Source organism: Streptomyces sp. NPDC048734 (assembly GCF_043198675.1).
Taxonomy (GTDB): domain Bacteria; phylum Actinomycetota; class Actinomycetes; order Streptomycetales; family Streptomycetaceae; genus Streptomyces.
In genome coordinates this window covers 132332-145741 of the sequence record NZ_JBICUZ010000003.1, presented here as the reverse complement: position 1 = coordinate 145741, position 13410 = coordinate 132332, and the positions used below count along the sequence as shown (strand labels likewise).

Below are 13410 nucleotides of genomic sequence, written 5' to 3'. Positions count from 1 at the left end.
CGCCGTCGTAGCGGATAAAGTCGGCCCATGACCAAGTGGGAATACGCAACCGTGCCGCTGCTCGTCCATGCCACGAAGCAGATTCTGGACACCTGGGGCGAGGACGGCTGGGAGCTCGTCCAGGTCGTACCCGGCCCGAACAACCCCGAGCAGCTCGTGGCCTACCTGAAGCGGGAGAAGGCGTGAGCGCGGTCGAGGCGAGACTCGCCGAGCTGGGCCTGGCCCTGCCCGCGGTCGTTCCGCCCCTCGCGGCCTACCAGCCGGCCGTGCAGTCCGGCCCGTACGTGTACACGTCGGGCCAGCTGCCGATGGTGGACGGCAAGCTCCCGGTCACCGGCAAGGTCGGCGCGGAGGTCACCCCCGAGGAGGCCAAGGACCTGGCCCGCACCTGCGCCCTGAACGCCCTGGCCGCCGTCAAGTCGGTCGCCGGTGACCTGGACCGCGTCGCGCGCGTGGTGAAGGTCGTGGGCTTCGTGGCGTCGGCCGCCGACTTCACCGGACAGCCCGCCGTCATCAACGGCGCCAGCGAGCTGCTGGGCGAGGTCCTCGGCGACAAGGGCGTGCACGCGCGCAGCGCGGTCGGCGTCGCTGTCCTGCCCCTGGACGCGCCCGTCGAGGTGGAGATCCAGGTCGAGCTGGCGCAGTAGCCGGCCGGCCCGCCCGGTCGACGCCGGCCGGCCCGGTCGACGCCGGCCGGCCGGGGCCGCGCCACCGGCGTACCGTCCGACCTCGGGCACCTCTCGAACATTCACGTGTCACGGGATAGCCTCCGGCCATGGCGAATGGGCAGTGGTTTCCCCCGGACTGGCCGCAGCGGATCCGTGCGCTCGCGGACGGCACGCTCACCCCGGTCGCCCCGAAACGCGCGGCCACGGTGATGCTCCTGAAGGACGCCGGCAGCGGCCCCGTCGTCCACATGCTTCGCAGACGCGCCTCCATGGCCTTCGCCGGAGGCGCGTACGCGTATCCGGGCGGCGGAGTCGACCCGCGCGACGACGACCGGCACGTGCGCTGGGCCGGCCCCACGCGCGCGTGGTGGGCCGAGCGGCTCGGCGTCGACGAGACGGCGGCCCAGGCCGTCGTGTGCGCGGCCGTACGGGAGACGTACGAGGAGGCCGGTGTGCTGCTCGCCGGGCCGACCCCCGACTCCGTCGTCGGCGACACCACCGGCGACGACTGGGAGGCCGACCGGGCCGCCCTCGTCGCCCGCGAGACGTCCTTCGCGGAGTTCCTCGACCGGCGCGGGCTGGTGCTGCGCTCCGACCTGCTGGGCGCCTGGACGCGCTGGATCACCCCGGAGTTCGAGCCCCGCCGCTACGACACCTGGTTCTTCGTCGCCGCCCTCCCCGAGGGCCAGCGCACCCGCAACGCCTCCACGGAGGCCGACCGCACGGTCTGGATCCGCCCCGCCGACGCCGCCGCCTCGTACGACGAGGGCGAGCTGCTGATGATGCCGCCCACGATCGCGACCCTGCGCCAGCTGCTGCCGTACGGCACGGCCGCCGAGGCGCTGGCCGCCGCACCCGCACGCGACCTCACCCCCGTTCTGGCGCGGGCCCGCCTCGAGGACGGCGAGGTCGTGCTGTCCTGGCCCGGTCACGACGAGTTCACCAAGCACGTCCCGGCCGGTGGGGGCCCCGCATGACCGACGCAGCCGCCCTGCCCGGCCGGCCCCGAGGCCAGGTCCTCTCGGGCCCCGCCACCCCGCGCGCGGTCAACGTCCTCGCCCCGAACGCCTCCGCGATGACCCTGGACGGCACGAACACCTGGCTCGTCTCCGAGCCAGACTCGGACCTGGCCGTCGTGATCGACCCGGGCCCGCTGGACGAGGGGCACCTGCGCGCGGTCGTCGACACCGCCCGGAGGGCCGGCAAGCGCGTCGCCCTGACCCTGCTCACCCACGGCCACCCCGACCACGCCGAGGGCGCCGTCCGCTTCGCCGAGCTGACCGGCACGGCGGTGCGGGCCCTGGACCCGGCGCTGCGGCTGGGCGACGAGGGCCTGGCCGCCGGTGACGTGGTCACGGTCGGCGGCCTGGAGCTGAGGGTCGTCCCGACGCCGGGCCACACCGCCGACTCCCTCTGCTTCCACCTGCCGGCCGACCACGCCGTCCTGACCGGCGACACGGTCCTCGGCCGCGGTACGACGGTGGTGGCGCACCCCGACGGCCGCCTGGGCGACTACCTGGACTCCCTGCGCCGGCTCAGGTCCCTCACGGTCGACGACGGCGTCCACACCGTCCTGCCGGGCCACGGCCCCGTCCTGGAGGACGCCCAGGGCGCCGTCGAGTTCTACCTCGCCCACCGCGCCCACCGCCTCGCCCAGGTGGAGACGGCCGTGGAGAACGGTCTCCGCAGCCCCGCCGAGGTCGTGGGCCACGTCTACGCGGACGTGGACCGCTCCCTGTGGCCGGCGGCGGAGCTGTCGGTACGGGCCCAGCTGGAGTACCTCCGGGAGCACGGCCTCATCTAGGGTCTCTCGTTCGGATCAGGACAGCACTGGCGCCCCGTCGGTCCGGCCCCGGTGTCTTCACGCCGTGCACGCGCGCGTACGTGTCCGCCAGCCAGGGCCCGAGATCCTCGACGTACTCCCGCAGCACGTCGGCGTCCCCGGTCGGCTCGTATCCGCGTACGGCCGCCGCGCGGAGCTGTTCCGCGCGCGCGGGGTGGTACGCGGCGAAGGCCTCCGCCATCTCGTGCAGGTCGCTGGTCCAGCCGTTCCAGCGGGGCATGACCAGGGTGAAGGCGGTGCGCACGAGGTGCCGGGACATGAACCGGACCAGCGGCAGCCGGGCCGTGTCGGTGTCCTCCGCCCCGGCGATGCGCGCGCGCCAGCTCGGGAGGAGCAGCGCGAGGCCACCGTTGGTCTCCCGCGCGAGCAGGGAGGTGGGCCGGTAGCGGGGCAGGTGCCCGGCCAGGTCCTCGCCCAGCAGCGGTGTGCACAGGCACGCCACGAACCAGCCCAGGTCGTACCGCTCGGCGCCGCCCAGCAGCCGGGCGCGGCCGTGAAGCAGTGTGCCGACCCCGTCGATCTGCGGGTACTCCCGGTCGAGGGCCTCGCCGAGGGAGCGCCCGCCCGCCCGGTCCGCCTCGGTGGGCTCCTCGTGCAGCGCGACCAGGAGGTCGAGATCGCTGCGCCCCACGCGCGCGGTGCCACGGGGAATCGACCCGTACAGGTACGCGCTGTGCAACCGCTCCCCGAACAGGTGCGGCAACCGGTCCCGTGCCGCGGCGACGACGGGACGGAAGACGTGCGGCACGCGCGCGAGGGAACCTTCGCGTGCGATGAACCCCTCGGCGTCCAGACCTGGACGGATGTCGTTCATGGGGTCACTGTGCTGCGGGAGGCGGCGACAGGCCTCCCCTTTTTTCACCCACGCCTGGGACAGGGCCCTCCCGGCGCACGGGACCGGTGCCGTCGGGCACGCGGGGGCAGTCAGGCGGTCCGCCTCCGGGCGACGCCCGTACCGGCAGTCCGAGCCCGCCGACGGTCGCCCACACGAACGGGCCGTCGGCCGGACCCGGCGGTCAGCGGGACCGCTTGGCCAGTCGCTCCACGTCCAGCAGGATGACCGCCCGGGCCTCCAGGCGGAGCCACCCGCGCTGCGCGAAGTCGGCCAGCGCCTTGTTCACGGTCTCGCGGGACGCGCCGACCAGCTGGGCCAGCTCCTCCTGCGTGAGGTCGTGGACGACGTGGATGCCCTCCTCGGACTGCACGCCGAAGCGGCGGGACAGGTCCAGCAGGGCGCGCGCGACGCGGCCGGGAACATCGGAGAAGACCAGGTCGGACATGGCGTCGTTGGTCTTGCGCAGGCGCCGGGCGACGGCGCGCAGAAGCGCGGTGGCCACCTCGGGGCGGGCGTTCAGCCAGGGCTGGAGGTCGCCGTGGCCGAGGCCGAGCAGCTTGACCTCGGTCAGCGCGGTGGCGGTCGCCGTCCGAGGGCCCGGGTCGAAGAGCGACAGCTCGCCGATCAGTTCGCTGGGGCCGACCACGGCCAGCATGTTCTCGCGGCCGTCCGGTGAGGTGCGGTGGAGCTTGACCTTGCCCTCGGTGACGACGTAGAGCCGGTCACCGGGGTCCCCCTCGTGGAACAGGGAGTCGCCACGGGCGAGCGTCACCTCGCTCATGGAGGCGCGGAGCTCCGCGGCCTGCTCGTCGTCGAGTGCCGCGAAGAGCGGGTTGCGCCGGAGGACGTCGTCCACGAGTTCTCTCCTTGTCGACCTGCTCAGGGGATCTTGCTCCCCCGTGTGCCAGGGGTCCGTGTTCCCCATTTTGCCGGGCGGTCCAAACAGTGTGATCTGTCACAAGGATGCCGCACAGGTGTCCTGGGGTAAGCGTCAGGGGTCCAATTGGGGGCTGATCTTCAGGGTCCGGGGCGGATGTCGGTGTCGGGCTTTAGGCTGGCCGGGTGTCCGAACAGCCGGTGAGAACACAGGCCAAGGGGGCTGGGCGGGTGGTTGAACGTCGCGATTCCGCCGTGGGCGAACAGGGCTCCGGTGGTGACGAGGAGAGGGCGAAAACCGTGAAGAAGGCGGCTGTGGAGAAGGCGGCCGCCTCGACGTCCGCAGCGGCGAAGGGGACGGCCGCGAAGAAGGCGACCGCCGCCAGGACGGCAGGCACCACCGCGACAGCTCCGGCACCGTCCAAGTCGCCGAGGTCGCCCAGGCCTTCCAGCAGCGGGTCCCGCACCGCCCTGGTCCGCCGCGCCCGCCGCATCAACCGCGAGCTCGCCGAGGTCTACCCCTACGCCCACCCCGAGCTGGACTTCGAGAACCCCTTCCAACTCGTGGTCGCCACCGTCCTGTCGGCCCAGACCACCGACCTCCGGGTCAACCAGACCACCCCCGGCCTCTTCGCGAAGTACCCCACCCCCGAGGACCTGGCCGCCGCCGACCCGGAGGACGTCGAGGAGATCCTGCGTCCGACCGGCTTCTTCCGCGCCAAGACCAGGTCGGTGATAGGGCTCTCCAAGGCCCTGGTCGAGCAGTTCGACGGAGAGGTCCCCGGACGTCTGGAGGACCTGGTGAAGCTGCCCGGCGTCGGCCGCAAGACCGCCTTCGTGGTCCTGGGCAACGCGTTCGGCCGCCCGGGAATCACCGTGGACACGCACTTCCAGCGGCTGGTGAGGCGCTGGAAGTGGACCGAGGAGACCGAGCCGGACAAGATCGAGACCGCCGTCGGCTCGCTCTTCCCCAAGAGCGAGTGGACGATGCTCTCGCACTACGTGATCTTCCACGGCCGCCGCATCTGCCACGCCCGCAAGCCCGCCTGCGGTGCCTGCCCCATCGCGCCGCTCTGCCCGGCGTACGGCGAGGGGGAGACGGACCCGGAGAAGGCGAAGAAGCTCCTGAAGTACGAGAAGGGCGGCTTCCCCGGCCAACGGCTGAACCCGCCCCAGGCCTACCTGGACGCGGGCGGCCGCCCCGCCGCCCCGCTGGGGGCCGGATGAGGCTGGGTACGACCCCGCCGAACCGGAACGATCCGCGTGCCCCCGGGCGTTGGACCGGGCAGAACCCGGGGGTGGTGCGGTGACGGCGCGCGCGAGTGACACGCAGGGCGGGGCGGTGACCCTCAGCAAGAAGGGGCTGCCGGCCTGGCTGGGCCCGGTGGCGGACACCGTGGACACGGTGCAGCCGCTCCAACTGAGCCGCTTCCTGCCCCCGGAGGACGGGGGCGGGCGGCAGTCGGCGGTCCTCATCCTCTTCGGTGACGGTGAGCGCGGCCCCGAACTGCTGCTCATGGAGCGGGCCAGCTCGCTGCGCTCGCACGCCGGGCAGCCGTCCTTCCCCGGCGGCGCCCTCGACCCGCAGGACGGCGATCCGCACGGCGACGGCCCGCTGCGGGCCGCCCTGCGCGAGGCCGAGGAGGAGACCGGCCTCGACCCGGCCGGCGTCCAGTTGTTCGGTGTGCTGCCCAAGCTGTACATCCCGGTCAGCAAGTTCGTCGTGACCCCCGTGCTGGGCTGGTGGCGTGAGCCGAGCCCGGTCGCCGTGGTCGATCCGAACGAGACCGCCCGCGTGTTCACGGTCCCCGTGGCGGATCTCACGGATCCCGCCAACCGCGCCACGGCGTACCACCCCAGCGGCCACCGGGGCCCGGCATTCCTGGTCGAATCCGCCCTTGTGTGGGGCTTCACCGCCGGCGTGATCGACCGTCTCCTGCACTACGCGGGCTGGGAGCGCCCCTGGGACCGCGAGAAGCTGGTGCCACTCGACTGGCGGTCATGACAGGGTGTCGTCCGTGCTGTGTGCATCCGGGGGGCGACCCTCCGGACCCCGGCCGGCCTGCCGCGGCCGGGCAGAAAGAGGCGAGGCCTGAACGGTGAACGTGCTGGACATCCTGTTGCTGGTCGCGGCCGTCTGGTTCGCGGTCGTCGGCTACCGCCAGGGCTTCGTCGTCGGCATCCTGTCGGTGATCGGTTTCCTGGGCGGCGGTCTCGTCGCCGTCTACCTGCTGCCGGTCATCTGGGACTGGCTGACCGACAACGCCGAGGTGAGCACGACGGCCGCCGTCGTCGCCGTGGTCGTCGTCATCGTCTGCGCCTCCGTGGGACAGGCCCTCACCACCCACCTGGGCAACAAGCTGCGCCGCTACATCACCTGGTCCCCGGCCCGCGCGCTGGACGCGACCGGCGGCGCCCTGGTCAACGTCGTCGCGATGCTGCTGGTGGCCTGGCTGATCGGGTCCGCCCTCGCCGGTACGACGCTGCCCACGCTGGGCAAGGAGGTCCGTAGCTCCACGGTGCTGCACGGCGTGTCCGAGGCGCTGCCCGCCCGGGCCGACACCTGGTTCGCCGACTTCTCCTCCGTCCTCGCCCAGAACGGCTTCCCGCAGGTCTTCAGCCCGTTCGCCAACGAGCCGATCACCGACGTCCAGCCGCCCGACCCGGCCCTGGCGAACAGTGCCGTGGCGGTCCGCGCACAGCGCTCCATCGTCAAGGTCATGGGCACCGCGGAGAGTTGCGGCAAGGTCCTGGAGGGCACCGGCTTCGTCTTCGGCGAGCGTCGCGTCATGACCAACGCGCACGTCGTGGGCGGTGTCGACGAGCCGACCGTCCAGATAGGCGGCGAGGGCCGCAAGTACGACGCCACGGTCGTGCTGTACGACTGGAAGCGCGACATCGCCGTCCTCGACGTACCCGATCTCGACGCGCCCGTACTGCAGTTCACCACCGGGGACGCGGCGAGCGGGGACGGCGCGATCGTCGCCGGCTTCCCGGAGAACGGCTCGTACGACGTCCGCGCGGCGCGCGTGCGGGGCCGCATCACGGCCAACGGTCCTGACATCTACCACCGCGGCACCGTCCGCCGCGACGTCTACTCGCTGTACGCGACGGTCCGTCAGGGCAACTCCGGCGGCCCGCTGCTCACGCCCGAAGGCAAGGTCTACGGCGTGGTCTTCGCCAAGTCCCTCGACGATGCCGACACCGGCTACGCGCTCACCGCGGACGAGATCCGGCAGGACATCGTCCGTGGACGCGCCGCCAACCAGCAGGTGGACAGCGACAACTGCGCCTTGTGACGCGGTGCCGGTCATCGGGCGACCGGCACCACGCCCTGTCGGAAGCAGCGGTTCGGCACTGTGGGAAACAGCGTTTCGTCTCCGGGGGACCAGCCCCCGGAGGGGAGAGCGCGAGAGCGTCAGTCGCGCGGGTGACGCAGGCGTACCGAGACCCAGCGGGCCCGGCGGCGGAGGATGAGCGGAATGCCCACCCGGAGGTCGTTTCCCTGCAACTGCGGTCCGCTGCCTCGTCGGTGGGAGTCAAGACCACCGGCCGAGCGGCGGTCGCGTACTGCGTCACTGTAGTCGTGCGTCCAGCCCATACCCCGACGTCTGCCCGGGCCCCAAGGTCGATAACCGCCCGGTGGCCCGGCAATTGGCCTATGCGCCGGGCAATTGGCTGTTCGCGGGACACGCGTTCAGTTCCGGACACCGGGCGCGACGATTCGGTCACCGATCGGGTTCGGGATCCTTCAGCCAGTTGACCAGTTCGGTGGAGAAGGCGGCCGGATCCTCTTCGTGCGGGAAGTGTCCGAGACCGTCGAACAGCCGCCAGCGGTACGGCGCTTCGACGTACTCGCCCGAACCGGCCGCGCTGCGGGTACGCATCACCGGGTCCAGGGAGCCGTGCAGATGCAGCGTCGGCACGCGCACCGGCCGCTTCATGCGCCGGTAGAACTGGATCCCGTCCGGCCGGGCCAGCGACCGCACCAGCCACCGGTAGGGCTCCACCGAGCAGTGCGCGGTGGAGGGGATGCACATCGCCCGCCGGTACGTCTCGATCACCTCGTCCTCCGGCTGCCGGGGCCCGGACCACTCCCGGATCAGCCGGCCGACCAGCTCGCCGTCGTCGGCGGTGAGCTGCCGCTCCGGGATCCAGGGCCGCTGGAACCCCCAGATGTGCGAGCCGGCCGTGGTCTGCCGGACGTCGGCGAGCATCGCGGAGCGCCAGCGCCTCGGGTGCGGCATCGAGGCGACCGCGAGCCGTCGTACGAGCTTGGGGCGCATGACCGCCGCGGTCCACGCCAGATAGCCGCCCAGGTCGTGGCCGACCAGCGCGGCGTCCGGCTCACCGAGGGAGCGGATCACGCCGGTGATGTCGAGGGCGAGGTTGGCCGGGTCGTAGCCGCGGGGCGTGCGGTCGCTGCCGCCCACGCCCCGCAGGTCCATGGCGACGGCCCGGAAGCCGGCGTCGGCCAGCGCGGTCAGCTGGTGCCGCCACGTCCACCAGAACTGGGGGAAGCCGTGCACGAGCATCACGAGCGGGCCGTCGCCCAGCTCGGCGATGTGGAAGCGCGCGCCGTTGGCGGCGACCTCCCGGTGGGTCACCTTGGTCTCGCCGACGAACTCGGGCCGTACGACCGAGGAGGGCTGAGCCGAAGGGGTGGCGGGGTCCGTCATGACGACGAGCGTGCCACAGCCTCGATGGCCTTCGGACCCCGGTCCTGCGCCGGCTCGAGCCGCGGGTGCGGCTTGGCGTTCTGCAGGACGCCCGCCGACTCCTTCACCGAGGCGGCGACCTTCTGCGCGCCCTTGCCCTTCTTGGCCTTCTTGGCGAAGGCGACGCCGATCAGCGCCAGGACCACGGCGACGAGGACGTTCGCCGCGAAGGACAGCAGGAAGCAGATCGCGAGGTTCCAGTGGCTCCAGGTACGGATGCCGTACGCGAGGGCGAAGTTCAGCATCGGCAGCGAGAACAGCAGGATCGCGCCTGCCACCGTGAACGCGCCGCCGCTCGTCGCCCCCCGCTTCACGTCCTGCTTGAGCTGGGCCTTCGCCAGCGCGATCTCGTCGTGCACCAGCGCCGACATCTCGGTCGTCGCGGAGGCGAACAGCTGGCCGATGCTGCGTTCGGCGCCGACCGGGCTGCCGTCGGGTGCGCTCATCGCGGTCTCCCTCGTCTTGTACGGTTCCGCCGTCTTCTGCCTGACTGCGTGCGGTCCCGTCTTTGTACCGTCCCGTCAGATCATGCCGGACGGTCGTCCTCCTCGCCCGCCCCGCCCGCCACTTCGGCAATCCCGTGGCGCGCCGCGGCCTTCTCGGCGGCCTTCTCCACGGCGAGCCGGCGGTGCTCGGCGGCCTTGCGGTCGTAGATCTCCGCCATGCGCGCGTGGTACGCCGGCTCGTCCTCCTCGTAGACGTCCGGGATGCCGTCGAGGTCGTCGTCGCGCTCCTCGTCCTGGCAGATCCGACGGTACTTGGCGTTGCGCACCTTCAGCAGGACGGTCGCCAGGACCGCGGCGATCAGCGAGCCCGTCAGAACGGCCGCCTTGACCTCGTCGGTCAGGACCGCGTCGCCCTCGAAGGCCAGCTCTCCGATCAGCAGCGAGACGGTGAAGCCGATGCCGGCGAGCGAGGCCACGGCGAAGACGTCCGCCCAGGCGAGGTCCTCGCTGAGCGAGGCCCGCGTGAAGCGGACGGTCAGCCAGGTCCCGCCGAAGATGCCGACCGTCTTGCCGACGACGAGCCCCAGGACGACGCCCAGCGTCTCCGGCTTGGTGAACACGTCCCCGAGCGCGCCGCCCGAGATCGACACCCCCGCGCTGAACAGGGCGAACAGCGGAACCGCCAGGCCGGCCGACAGCGGGCGTACGAGGTGTTCGATGTGCTCGCCCAGGGAGTGCTCCTCGCCCTCGCGGGTGGTGCAGCGCAGCATCAGGCCCATCGCGACGCCCGCGATGGTGGCGTGGACGCCGCTGTTGTACATCAGCGCCCAGATCACCAGCGCGAGCGGCACGTACACGTACCAGCCGCGTACGCCCTTGCGCAGCAGCAGCCAGAACAAGCCCAGGCCGACGACCGCGCCGCCGAGCGCGGCGAAGTCGATGCCGTCGGTGAAGAAGACGGCGATGATCAGGATCGCGAACAGGTCGTCGACGACGGCGAGTGTGAGCAGGAAGGCCCGCAGGGCACTGGGCAGGGAGGTGCCGATGACGGCCAGGACGGCGAGCGCGAAGGCGATGTCGGTGGCGGTGGGCACGGCCCAGCCGTCCAGGGCACCGCCGCCGGTGAGGTTGGTCAGTACGTAGACCAGTGCCGGTACGGCCATGCCGCACAAGGCGGCGACGACGGGCAGCGCGGCGGCCTTCGGGTCCTTGAGGTCACCGGCGACGAGTTCGCGCTTGAGCTCGATGCCGGCGACGAAGAAGAAGACGGCGAGCAGCCCGTCGGCCGCCCAGTGCTCGATCGACAGGTTCAGCCCGAGCGCCCCGGGGCCGAGGTGGAAGTGGCTGACGCTCTCGTAGCTGTCGTGCAGCGCGGGTATGTTCGTCCAGATCAGCGCGGCGACGGCGGCGACCAGCAACAGCACGCCGCCCACGGTCTCGGTGCGCAGTGCGTCCGCGACGTAGTTCCGCTCGGGCAGGGACAGGCGTCCGAAGGCCTTGCGGGGAGGGGTGGCGCGGGGGGTGTCGGAGCGGGGCGCGGTCACGGTGGGCCTCCGGTGGGTGGACAGCACGGAACTCGTGCCGACCAGACTTCCCGGCTCACCTTTGCTTAGTTTACCTAAGGGGGGCCCGGAGCGTTCCGGTGGCTCCCACGGTAGGCGCGTCCAGGGCACCCGGCGCACCGGGCGGCGGGTGCCCTGGACAGCCGTGCTCAGTCCTCGCTGCTCGCGGTGGGCAGGTTGGTCTGGATGAGGTCCATGACGGTGGAGTCGGTGAGGGTGGTGACGTCGCCGAGCTGGCGGTTCTCGGCGACGTCGCGCAGGAGACGGCGCATGATCTTGCCGGAGCGGGTCTTGGGGAGTTCGGCGACCGGCAGGATCCGCTTCGGTTTGGCGATCGGGCCGAGGGCGGCGCCGACGTGGTTGCGCAACTCGGCGACGAGGTTGACGTCGTCGGCGTTCGCGGTGCCGCGCAGGATGACGAAGGCGACGATCGCCTGCCCGGTCGTCTCGTCGGCGGCGCCGACCACGGCGGCCTCGGCGACGGACGGGTGGGAGACGAGGGCGGACTCGACCTCGGTGGTGGAGATGTTGTGGCCGGAGACGAGCATCACGTCGTCGACCCGGCCGAGCAGCCAGATGTCGCCGTCGTCGTCCTTCTTCGCGCCGTCGCCGGCGAAGTACTTGCCCTCGAAGCGCGACCAGTAGGTGTCGAGGAAGCGCTGGTCGTCGCCCCAGATGGTGCGCAGCATCGACGGCCACGGCTCGGTCAGGACGAGGTAGCCGCCGCCGCCGTCCGGTACCTCGTTGGCCTCGTCGTCGACGACGGTGGCGCAGATGCCGGGCAGGGGCGTCTGGGCGGAGCCGGGCTTGGTGGCGGTGACGCCGGGCAGCGGGGAGATCATCATGGCGCCGGTCTCGGTCTGCCACCAGGTGTCCACGATCGGGGTGCGGTCGGCGCCGATGTGCTTGCGGTACCAGATCCAGGCCTCGGGGTTGATCGGCTCGCCCACCGACCCCAGGACCCGCAGGCTGGAGAGGTCGAACTTCGCGGGGATGTCGTCGCCCCACTTCATGAACGTGCGGATCGCGGTCGGCGCCGTGTACAGGATCGTCACCTTGTACTTCTGCACGATCTCCCAGAACCGGCCCTGGTGCGGGGTGTCCGGGGTGCCCTCGTACATCACCTGCGTGGCGCCGTTGGCGAGCGGCCCGTAGACGATGTAGGAGTGGCCGGTGACCCAGCCGACGTCGGCGGTGCACCAGTACACGTCCGTCTCGGGCTTGAGGTCGAAGACGGCGTGGTGGGTGTAGGCGGTCTGGGTGAGGTAGCCGCCGGAGGTGTGCAGGATGCCCTTCGGCTTCCCCGTCGTGCCGGAGGTGTACAGGATGAACAGCGGGTGCTCGGCCCCGAACGCCTGCGGGGTGTGCTCGGCCGACTGCCGCTCGACGATCTCGTGCCACCACACGTCACGGCTGTCGTCGAAGGCGACGTCCTGGCCGGTGCGCCGCACCACCAGGACGTGCTCGACGGTGCCGGCCTTGGTGACCGCCTCGTCGACGGCAGGCTTCAGCGCGGACGGCTTGCCACGCCGGTAGCCGCCGTCGGCGGTGATGACGACCCGGGCGTCGGCGTCCTGGATGCGGGTGGCCAGCGCGTCGGCGGAGAAGCCGCCGAAGACCACCGAGTGCGCGGCCCCGATCCGGGCGCACGCCAGCATCGCGATGGCCGTCTCGGGGATCATCGGCATGTAGACCGCGACCCGGTCGCCCGCGCGGACCCCGAGTTCCAGCAGGGCGTTGGCGGCCTGGGAGACCTCGTCCTTGAGCTGGGCGTAGGTGATGGCGCGGCTGTCGCCCGGCTCGCCCTCGAAGTGGATGGCGACCCGGTCGCCGTGCCCGGCCTCCACGTGCCGGTCGACGCAGTTGTACGCCACATTCAGCTCGCCGTCCTTGAACCACTTGGCGAACGGCGGGTTCGACCAGTCCAGGGTCTCCGTCGGCTCCTTGGCCCAGGCCAGCCGACGCGCCTGCTCGGCCCAGAAACCCAGCCGGTCAGCCCTGGCCTGCTCGTACGCCTCCGCCGTGACATTGGCGCCGGCGGCCAGATCGGCGGGCGGCTCGAACCTGCGCTCTTCCTTGAGCAGGTTGGCCAGGCTTTCGTTGCTCACGACATCTCCCTTTCCAAGGGTGTCCGTTGTGTCCCAGGCCACAGCTCATCAGACCCGGGGGCCGGTGACAAGGGTCGACAGAAAATTGGTTTAGACCTGTTGGGGCCGTGTGGCGCGGCGCTCTTTCTGTCGCTTCGAGTCATCCGTACCCACGGATCCCGGCCGGACGGAGTTCATGGGGTGTAACGGCTTTCACACTCATGGGGGGCGGGATGCGGGCGGCGGGCTGAAGGGGGGCGGGGCGAGGTGGCAAGGCTGGGGGAACCTGCGGGTGGACGGGTGTCGATGTGCGGGCACCGAGGGAGCGTGAGCCGGGCGATGCCGGGTGGGCTCGCGAGGAGTGGGCGGGGCGGA

General features: G+C 71.9%; 14 protein-coding genes. 7 read left to right on the top strand and 7 right to left on the bottom strand.

Going from position 1 to position 13410, the window contains the following annotated elements; genetic code table 11:
* Nucleotides 1–27 precede the first annotated feature (27 nt).
* The 4 genes from ACGFQC_RS09670 to ACGFQC_RS09655 all read left to right on the top strand — a co-directional run bounded on the left by ACGFQC_RS09670 (nt 28) and on the right by ACGFQC_RS09655 (nt 2472).
* The gene (locus tag ACGFQC_RS09670; RefSeq protein ID WP_003967454.1) at nt 28–186 is read left to right on the top strand and encodes a DUF4177 domain-containing protein; all 159 of its coding nucleotides are present in this window, start codon (nt 28–30) and stop codon (nt 184–186) included.
* The gene (locus ACGFQC_RS09665; RefSeq protein WP_363087433.1) at nt 183–647 is read left to right on the top strand and encodes a RidA family protein; all 465 of its coding nucleotides are present in this window, start codon (nt 183–185) and stop codon (nt 645–647) included. Before ACGFQC_RS09670 ends, ACGFQC_RS09665 begins: the two co-directional genes overlap by 4 nt.
* Nucleotides 648–775: 128 nt before the next feature.
* Complete coding sequence (locus ACGFQC_RS09660; RefSeq protein WP_363087432.1) at nt 776–1645, top strand: NUDIX hydrolase; 870 nt, start codon at nt 776–778, stop codon at nt 1643–1645.
* Nucleotides 1642–2472 carry an MBL fold metallo-hydrolase gene (locus tag ACGFQC_RS09655; RefSeq protein WP_363087431.1) on the top strand — a complete coding sequence of 277 codons (831 nt, stop codon included), beginning with the start codon at nt 1642–1644 and terminating at the stop codon, nt 2470–2472. Before ACGFQC_RS09660 ends, ACGFQC_RS09655 begins: the two co-directional genes overlap by 4 nt.
* Here the strand turns inward: ACGFQC_RS09655 and ACGFQC_RS09650 are convergent.
* Both ACGFQC_RS09650 and ACGFQC_RS09645 read right to left on the bottom strand, forming a co-directional pair.
* Nucleotides 2465–3325, bottom strand: a complete 861-nt coding sequence (locus ACGFQC_RS09650; RefSeq protein WP_363087430.1) for a nucleotidyltransferase domain-containing protein — start codon at nt 3323–3325, stop codon at nt 2465–2467. The two genes, ACGFQC_RS09655 and ACGFQC_RS09650, sit on opposite strands and share 8 nt — an antisense overlap.
* Nucleotides 3326–3527: 202 nt before the next feature.
* Nucleotides 3528–4202, bottom strand: a complete 675-nt coding sequence (locus ACGFQC_RS09645; RefSeq protein WP_020129286.1) for a Crp/Fnr family transcriptional regulator — start codon at nt 4200–4202, stop codon at nt 3528–3530.
* Nucleotides 4203–4408: 206 nt separating this feature from the next.
* Here ACGFQC_RS09645 and nth point away from each other — a divergent pair, with 206 nt between their 5' ends.
* The 3 genes from nth (at nt 4409) to ACGFQC_RS09630 (ending at nt 7521) form a co-directional block, all read left to right on the top strand.
* Entirely contained in the window at nt 4409–5449 is a 1041-nt protein-coding gene (gene nth, locus ACGFQC_RS09640) for an endonuclease III (protein ID WP_393288011.1), read from the top strand.
* A gap of 115 nt (nt 5450–5564) precedes the next feature.
* Nucleotides 5565–6227 (top strand): CoA pyrophosphatase, encoded by a 663-nt coding sequence (locus ACGFQC_RS09635; RefSeq protein WP_363087429.1) that lies wholly within the window; start codon nt 5565–5567, stop codon nt 6225–6227.
* 94 nt (nt 6228–6321) lie between these two features.
* A complete protein-coding gene (locus ACGFQC_RS09630) occupies nt 6322–7521 on the top strand; it encodes a MarP family serine protease (RefSeq protein WP_363087428.1) in 1200 nt (399 codons plus the stop codon).
* A gap of 119 nt (nt 7522–7640) precedes the next feature.
* Here the strand turns inward: ACGFQC_RS09630 and ACGFQC_RS09625 are convergent, their stop codons facing one another.
* The 5 genes from ACGFQC_RS09625 to acs all read right to left on the bottom strand — a co-directional run bounded on the left by ACGFQC_RS09625 (nt 7641) and on the right by acs (nt 13056).
* A complete protein-coding gene (locus ACGFQC_RS09625; RefSeq protein WP_363087427.1) occupies nt 7641–7823 on the bottom strand; it encodes a hypothetical protein in 183 nt (60 codons plus the stop codon).
* Between the two features lie 127 nt (nt 7824–7950).
* Nucleotides 7951–8901 (bottom strand): alpha/beta hydrolase, encoded by a 951-nt coding sequence (locus tag ACGFQC_RS09620; RefSeq protein ID WP_363087426.1) that lies wholly within the window; start codon nt 8899–8901, stop codon nt 7951–7953.
* Entirely contained in the window at nt 8898–9386 is a 489-nt protein-coding gene (locus ACGFQC_RS09615) for a phage holin family protein (RefSeq protein ID WP_363087425.1), read from the bottom strand. Before ACGFQC_RS09615 ends, ACGFQC_RS09620 begins: the two co-directional genes overlap by 4 nt.
* 80 nt (nt 9387–9466) lie before the next feature.
* A complete protein-coding gene (gene nhaA, locus ACGFQC_RS09610; protein WP_363087424.1) occupies nt 9467–10930 on the bottom strand; it encodes a Na+/H+ antiporter NhaA in 1464 nt (487 codons plus the stop codon).
* A gap of 167 nt (nt 10931–11097) precedes the next feature.
* Nucleotides 11098–13056, bottom strand: a complete 1959-nt coding sequence (acs, locus tag ACGFQC_RS09605) for an acetate--CoA ligase (protein ID WP_363087423.1) — start codon at nt 13054–13056, stop codon at nt 11098–11100.
* Nucleotides 13057–13410: the final 354 nt, after the last annotated feature.